The sequence below is a fragment of the Burkholderia sp. SIMBA_051 genome, from assembly GCF_046534915.1.
GTDB classification, from domain to species: domain Bacteria; phylum Pseudomonadota; class Gammaproteobacteria; order Burkholderiales; family Burkholderiaceae; genus Burkholderia; species Burkholderia ambifaria.
Genome location: NZ_JAWRXS010000011.1, coordinates 275517 through 282159 on the forward strand (window position 1 = coordinate 275517; position 6643 = coordinate 282159).

6 protein-coding genes are annotated in these 6643 nt (G+C 61.1%); 4 read left to right on the forward strand and 2 right to left on the reverse strand.

The features are described from left to right. Positions 1–225: 225 nt before the first annotated feature. A complete protein-coding gene (locus SB771_RS26320) occupies positions 226–1038 on the forward strand; it encodes a hypothetical protein (protein WP_175662692.1) in 813 nt (270 codons plus the stop codon). Between the two features lie 95 nt (positions 1039–1133). Here the strand turns inward: SB771_RS26320 and SB771_RS26325 are convergent, their stop codons facing one another. Beyond that, positions 1134–1640, reverse strand: a complete 507-nt coding sequence (locus SB771_RS26325) for an adenylate kinase (RefSeq protein WP_244096886.1) — start codon at positions 1638–1640, stop codon at positions 1134–1136. Positions 1641–1791: 151 nt separating this feature from the next. Next, positions 1792–3900, reverse strand: coding sequence for a copper-transporting P-type ATPase (locus tag SB771_RS26330; RefSeq protein WP_244096888.1), 2109 nt, complete (start codon positions 3898–3900; stop codon positions 1792–1794). A 574-nt stretch (positions 3901–4474) separates the two neighbouring features. Between SB771_RS26330 and SB771_RS26335 the strand changes: the two genes are divergently transcribed. Genes SB771_RS26335 through SB771_RS26345 form a run of 3 tightly spaced genes read left to right on the forward strand, consistent with a single transcriptional unit; the run spans position 4475 to position 6488 of the window. Continuing rightward, positions 4475–5137, forward strand: a complete 663-nt coding sequence (locus SB771_RS26335) for a LemA family protein (protein WP_410721216.1) — start codon at positions 4475–4477, stop codon at positions 5135–5137. Positions 5138–5154: 17 nt separating this feature from the next. Further along, positions 5155–5988, forward strand: coding sequence for a TPM domain-containing protein (locus tag SB771_RS26340; RefSeq protein WP_175662691.1), 834 nt, complete (start codon positions 5155–5157; stop codon positions 5986–5988). Positions 5989–5990: 2 nt separating this feature from the next. Beyond that, on the forward strand, positions 5991–6488 hold the full coding sequence (locus SB771_RS26345; RefSeq protein ID WP_175662690.1) for a TPM domain-containing protein: 498 nt from the start codon (positions 5991–5993) through the stop codon (positions 6486–6488). The last annotated feature ends 155 nt before the right edge of the window (positions 6489–6643 follow it).

Consider the following 6643-nt stretch of genomic DNA (forward strand, 5'->3'; position numbering starts at 1 on the left):
GTTGACTGCCGCACGTCGCGCCGCTGCTCGCCGGTCGTGGATTGCTGGATTGTTGTAGTCCGGGCAATACGATAGTGTGGCGTGCTGGCCTGCCGCCGAGCTGCAATTGAACCTACGATGTGTCGCGTAGGCGACCGGTGAGCTCGAACGGTTGGCGCGCTGCCCATCAATTTCATCCTGCCGATCGCGTGGTCGGCCGGTCAGTCAGATAATCAGGAGTCTGTCGTGTTTTACCGGAAATCCATGTTGGGTCGTCGGAATGTCGTGTGCGTTGCCGCCGTGGCGATCATGCTGGCGCAAGTCGCGATGCGTGCTGAGGCCGCCAATGTCGGCGACACGGCGAGCGCTGCGCCCGCCGTGTCGCCCGATACGTCACCCACGCGGCCGATTGTCGGCGACGATCCGGTTGCCATTCGGGACGCGCTGCAGAAGCAGCACATCAAAAGCGCGGCCCCGTCCCTGAGCGATCGCGTCCGCAGCCTGGTCCCCGGCGGTGCCGACCAGCATGGCCGGAACGCCGACCTGGCCGCGGTCAATCTGGATCGTGAGGTGACTTTCCTGGTGCCGGTGTCGTACGGGCTGCTGTATCAGTCGAAGAAGCATGTGTTGAAGGTGGACGTCGACCTGGTCGACAGCGACGGCGAAGGCCGCAAAGGCATCCTGCTCAAAAAGAGCATCACTGGGAAGCGTGGGCGAGGGCTCGTGATCGCGGCCGAGGCGAAGGCAAAAGGCTATATCCAGCAGATCGACATCATCGAGCTCGATCCCGGAAAAGGCGGGAAGTCCACCGTTCGCGGGCGTGTGAACCTTTCGCCGGCCGCGTATGCGCAAACGCATGGCCAGTTCGCGATCGCTATTTCCGGGCGACTGGTGCGGCCGTATCTGACGGAGCACATTGAGCACGCCGAGCCGAGCAACGACGAACCGACCGATATCACGACGAGGACTTCCCGGTTGTATCTGGATGTCGAATCGATTTCGTTGGTGAGTCCGGCGAGTGGGGCGGTGGTGTTGAAGAAGTTGAGTTTGTCGAAGTAGTGGGTATTGCGATCAAGTGCATTTCACGCGCGATATCCGACGCCGTCTTGACTCGCCGGGGTGAGTTGGCGTCGCCGATTGACGCATCGCAGAGTCTACGAAGGCTGCGCGTCCCAACGATGGAGGAAGGCCATTACGTCATCGCGTGATCGAAGAATCCGCTTGTCGGCCCCGTATTCCTCAAACAATTTCTGGTGGCCAACGTACGAACTCGATCCCTGACGACTTCGATACGTCGAGGCCCAATCCAGCAGCGCGGCGAATGACGCCGCGTCTCCTCCTCGACGAATACCGCGGTGACGGATATTCTCAACGCATTCCGCTTCGTCGAGGCACAACCAGATCAGCGCGGTGGAGTCATCGCGGATCTCATTGACGAGCGAACCGTAAATACCTTCGATGACCCATCGATCAGCTTTCGCGGCGTCTCGCAGTAATTGAAGGGCATCGTTGCGCTCCCGAGTAACGCTGTATCCGCCCGGAAGCCAATGAATCGAATCCAGATCTACACAGGGCGCCGCCAACCGATTCGCGATTCGTTCGGCGAGCCAGCTTTTTCCGGAACCCGAATTCCCCACTATCAGCGTTCTATGCAGATCCATACGGGGGCTCGTCTCGTGGGGGCCAACGGCTAATCTCTTGATCGTCAAGTGCCGCAGCTCAATTGATCGGCGATGGCTCGGAGCGCAAGCTTGCCGAGCCGGTTAATCGCATGATCGCAGATGCGCATGCCGACGCACGCTGCGCGAAAAGCTAAATCTTCGCGTTGCGCAGTCGCAGCGCGTTCGAGATGACCGAAGCGGAGCTAAGACTCATGGCCAGTGCGGCAATCATCGGCGAGAGCAGCAGCCCCGTGAATGGATAAAGCACCCCAGCCGCCAACGGAACCCCGAGTGCGTTGTAAACGAACGCGAAGCCAAGATTTTGCTTCATGTTCGCGACCGTTGCCTCGGACAGCGCGCGAGCACGCGCGATACCGCGCAGGTCGCCCTTGACCAGCGTCACCTGGGCGCTGCTCATTGCCACATCCGTGCCGGTTCCCATCGCCACGCCGACATCGGCCTTGGCAAGCGCGGGAGCGTCGTTTATGCCGTCCCCGGCCATCGCCACGACATGCCGGGCTTGCTGAAGCCGTGTCACCAGGTCGAGCTTGTCGGCAGGCTGCACCTCGCCATGGAATTCATCGACGCCAAGCTTCTCGGCCACGGCCTTGGCCGTGACCACGCCGTCACCGGTCGCCATCACGACGCGAATACCGTTCTCCTTCAATGTCGAAAGCGCTTCCGGCGTCGTCGTCTTTATCGGGTCGGCGACTGCCAGCAGCCCGGCCAAGCCGCCGTCGACCGCCAGATACATGACACTGGCGCCCTGCGCGCGCATGCCGTCCGCCTCGTTGGCCAGCGACTCGACAGAGACAGCGTCGGTCTGCATCAGCGCGGTGTTGCCCAGCGCGAGTTTCCTGCCGGCGACCAGTCCTCTCACGCCGATACCCGTCGCGGATTCGAAATTCTCCGGGCGGTCCAAAGTCAGGTTCTTCTCACGCGCAGCCGCAACGATGGCCGCAGCAAGCGGATGCTCGCTGCCCTGGTCGAGACTCGCCGCCAGACGAAGCACTTCGTCGGCCGTGTATCCGTTTGTGCCCACGGCCCGCTCGAAGGCTGGATGCCCCTCGGTCAGCGTGCCCGTTTTGTCGACGATCAGTACATCGACCTTTCGCAGATTTTCGATCGCGGCCGCATCGCGAAAGAGAATCCCGCTGGTGGCTCCTTTGCCGCTTGCGACCATGATGGACATTGGCGTCGCAAGACCCAACGCACAGGGGCATACAATGATGAGCACCGCCACCGCGTTGATGAGGCCGAACACCCAGCTGGGCTCGGGCCCGAAGATGCCCCATACGAAGAACGTCAGAAGAGCGGCGCTGACGACTCCGACGACAAACACGCCAGCCACCTTGTCGGCCATCCGCTGCATGGGTGCCCGGGACCGCTGCGCCTGCGCGACCATCTGCACGATTTGTGACAGCACCGTCTCGGAGCCGACCTTTTCCGAGCGGATGATGAGACTGCCTGTCGCGTTCATCGTCGCGCCGATGACGTGGTCGCCAACACGCTTCGTGACGGGAATGGGCTCGCCGGTGATCATGGACTCGTCCAGCGAACTCGAGCCATCGGTCACCACGCCGTCCGTGGGGACTTTCTCGCCGGGCCGCACGCGAAGCAGGTTTCCGACATGTACATGGGACAACGGAATGTCTTCCTCGGAACCGTCCGGGTTGATGCGTCGGGCCGTCTTGGGGGCGAGCCCGAGCAGCGCCTTGATGGCGGCGGATGTTTGCGAGCGGGCCTTCAGTTCGAGCAACTGCCCGAGAAGCGTCAGCGAAATGATGACCGCCGCCGCTTCAAAATAGACGCTGACTCGGCCGTGCTCACTGTACGTTTCAGGAAACACGCCGGGGAAGAGGGTAGCGATGACACTGTAGATATACGCGGCGCCTGTCCCGAGCCCGATGAGCGTCCACATGTTGGGGCTGCGGTTCATGAATGAGCGAATGCACCGCGCGAAAAACGGCAGGCCGGCCCACAGGATGACCGGCGTGGAGACGATGAACTCGACCCAGCTTTCGGTGCCGGCATCCATCAGTTTCAGGCGATGGCCGAACATCGCCAGCACGAAAACGACGACGGTCAGTGGCAACGTCCACCAGAATCGGCGTCGGAAATCGACCAGTTCCGGATTCTCGCCTTCGTCGACGCTGGGCAGAATCGGCTCCAGCGTCATGCCGCACTTCGGACATTGCCCGGGGTGGTCCTGGCGAATTTCCGGGTGCATCGGGCACGTGTAGATAGTGCCCTCGGGCATCGCTTGGGGCTGCTGCTTGGCCGTCTCGTGTGCGTGATGGCCGCCCGATGACACGTGCTCGGAAATCCGTTGACGATAACGCTTGTCTTCGCCAGGTTGACCGCTCATTTGACGCTCCTTTGCTCAGCCGTTCCGCTCCGGTTATTGACCGAGGCCGGCCGGTACATCAGTTGCGTACAGTGAGACGCCACAGCGTCGGCTGTGGGTGGGCCGCCTGATTTCAATGTACCTGGGCCGGGCGCTTCCCGAACATATTAGGTAAAACTTCTCGGCCGGATGCTGCCTGCGCAGCCTGACGGTCCACGAGCATCGTTTTCGAAAGCCGGTTGAATTCCGGAATCACTCTATGCTCGCGCCCCTTCGACCGCTTGACGTCGCTCAACAAAATTAAGAACCCAAATTCGTCATACGAATCACAGCCATGGAGCGAGCATGCGACCGGATGGGTGTATCGCCTCGGGCATGCTCGGCAACGCAGCATTGACGTGCATCAACGCTGCGCTCGCCCGGCTACTTACGATAGACAGTGCATCCGTGAGCGGAATGCCGCGGAATATCGAGCAGAGGCGCGTCCATGGTGGAAAAATCGGCAGCAATCTCCGCGCGGCGCGGTCTGGCCCGCGCACTTCTGACGGCCGCACTGGCGGTCTCCATGCTTGCTCTCGCTGGATGCGGCTATAACGCGATCCAGACTGAAGACGAGCAGGTGAAGGCCAGTTGGTCAGAAGTTCTAAATCAGTATCAACGGCGTGCCGACCTTGTCCCCAATCTCGTCAACACGGTGAAGGGCTACGCGAACCAGGAAAAGGAAGTGCTCGTCAGTGTGACGGAGGCCCGGGCGCAAGTGGGCTCGATTCGCACCACGCCCGAACTTCTTGCCGACCCGCAGGCGTTCGCAAAGTTCGAGGCGGCGCAGGGGCAGCTCACGTCGTCTCTGTCACGTCTGCTCGTGGTATCGGAGAACTATCCGCAATTGAAGTCGGATGCGAACTTCCGGGACTTGCAGGCGCAGCTCGAGGGTACGGAAAATCGTATCGCCGTCGCCCGCAATCGATACATTCGCTCCGTCCAGACGTACAACACGACGGTACGTTCGTTCCCGAGTAATTTGACTGCAAAGGTGTTCGGCTATCTGGAACGACCCAACTTCTCGGTAAGCAACGAAGCCGAGATTTCCAGGCCGCCGCGGGTCGACTTCGGCTCGACGCCGGCATCTGCAGGCAGGGCTTCCAATTGAACGTGTTCCGACTGGCGATGGCCGTCGTCTTCGCCTTCTTTGTGTTGGGTGGAGTTCGCGCCCACGCGGACGCCGTTGTCCCGCCGCTGACATCGAGAGTAACCGATGAGACTGGAACCCTGACCAGCGACCAGAAGGCTGGCCTTGAGCAGACATTGAAAGAGTTCGAAGCGAAAAAGGGAACGCAGATTTCGGTTCTTGTTGTTCCAACCACGGCGCCGGAAACCATCGAACAGTATTCGATGCGAGTCGTCGAGCAATGGAAGCTTGGGCGCAAGAACGTCGACGACGGCGCGCTTCTGATTATCGCCAAGAATGACCGCACGCTTCGAATCGAGGTCGGATACGGCCTCGAAGGCGTGCTCACCGACGCGACGAGCAATCGCATCATCAACGAGGCAATCGTTCCCCGGTTCCGAAACGGCGATTTCTACGGCGGCATCACTGCGGGCCTCGACGGCATGATGCGCGTCACCAGCGGCGAGCAGTTGCCCCCGCCGCAGCGACGAGATCAGGCAAGCACGGGCGCCGGACGGTTACTTCCGCTTCTCTTCCTCCTGACGGTCATGGCCGGCGGCCTGCTGCGCGCCATGCTCGGGAGATTGCCGGGGGCCGCCGTTACAGGCGGAGTCGTTGGGGTACTCGCGTGGGTTTTGTCGGGGGCGCTTTTTGTCGCTATCGCGGCAGGACTGATGGCGCTGCTCTTCACGTTGCTGGGGGGCGGGATGGGCGCGGTTGGCGGGCGCTTCATTGGCGGTAGCGGCGGGCGTTTCGGTAGTGATTCGAATCGCGACATCTTTCGCGGAGGCGGTGGTGGCTTTGGCGGCGGTGGCGCATCGGGACGGTGGTGAGCATGGACCTGAAACGCCTCTTCCGGCATCTCTTCACGACCCACTGGCGGGTCAACAGCGCATTTTCACGGCAAGCACTTATCGCTATTGAAGAGGCTGTACGTACCAGTCATCGCGCGCACGTGGGTCAAGTCAGGTTTGCTGTAGAGGGGGCGCTGCACATCGGCGCCTTGCTGAAGGGCACATCTGCGAGGGACCGTGCCATCGAGGTTTTCTCGGCCCTCCGGGTTTGGGACACGGAGCACAACAACGGCATTCTTATCTATCTGCTTCTGGCGGACCGCGACGTCGAAATCGTTGTGGACCGAGGCATACACGCCAAGGTGGATGGCCGCGAATGGGAGGCGATTTGCCAAGCCATGGAGGCCCATTTCCGGCAAGGAGATTTCCGGTCCGGTGCGCTGCGGGGTGTCGAACAAGTTACCGAGCTGTTGAGAAAACACTTTCCAGCTCACGGTCCGCGGCGCGACGACCTTTCGAGTTCGCCCGTCGTGATGTGAGGCCTCGGCTTCATATCGATCCTCCGGAGCGGAAATCTGCGAATTTTGTGAGAAACCATTGGCTCCGAGGTTGCCAAAGGAGGTATCCGGAATTTAGTGTGTGAGGCGGGTTGAGATTCAGACTCCGATGTTGAATCGTTCCGGGTAAAGCAGCG

What these genes read in the sequence shown, in the direction of transcription:
- SB771_RS26325 (WP_244096886.1), bottom strand. Translation starts at nt 1,640, where the DNA reads ATGGATCTGCATAGAACGCTGATAGTGGGGAATTCGGGTTCCGGAAAA.
- SB771_RS26330 (WP_244096888.1), bottom strand. Translation starts at nt 3,900, where the DNA reads ATGCCCGAGGGCACTATCTACACGTGCCCGATGCACCCGGAAATTCGC.
- SB771_RS26335 (WP_410721216.1), top strand. Translation starts at nt 4,475, where the DNA reads ATGGTGGAAAAATCGGCAGCAATCTCCGCGCGGCGCGGTCTGGCCCGC.
- SB771_RS26340 (WP_175662691.1), top strand. Translation starts at nt 5,155, where the DNA reads ATGGCCGTCGTCTTCGCCTTCTTTGTGTTGGGTGGAGTTCGCGCCCAC.
- SB771_RS26345 (WP_175662690.1), top strand. Translation starts at nt 5,991, where the DNA reads ATGGACCTGAAACGCCTCTTCCGGCATCTCTTCACGACCCACTGGCGG.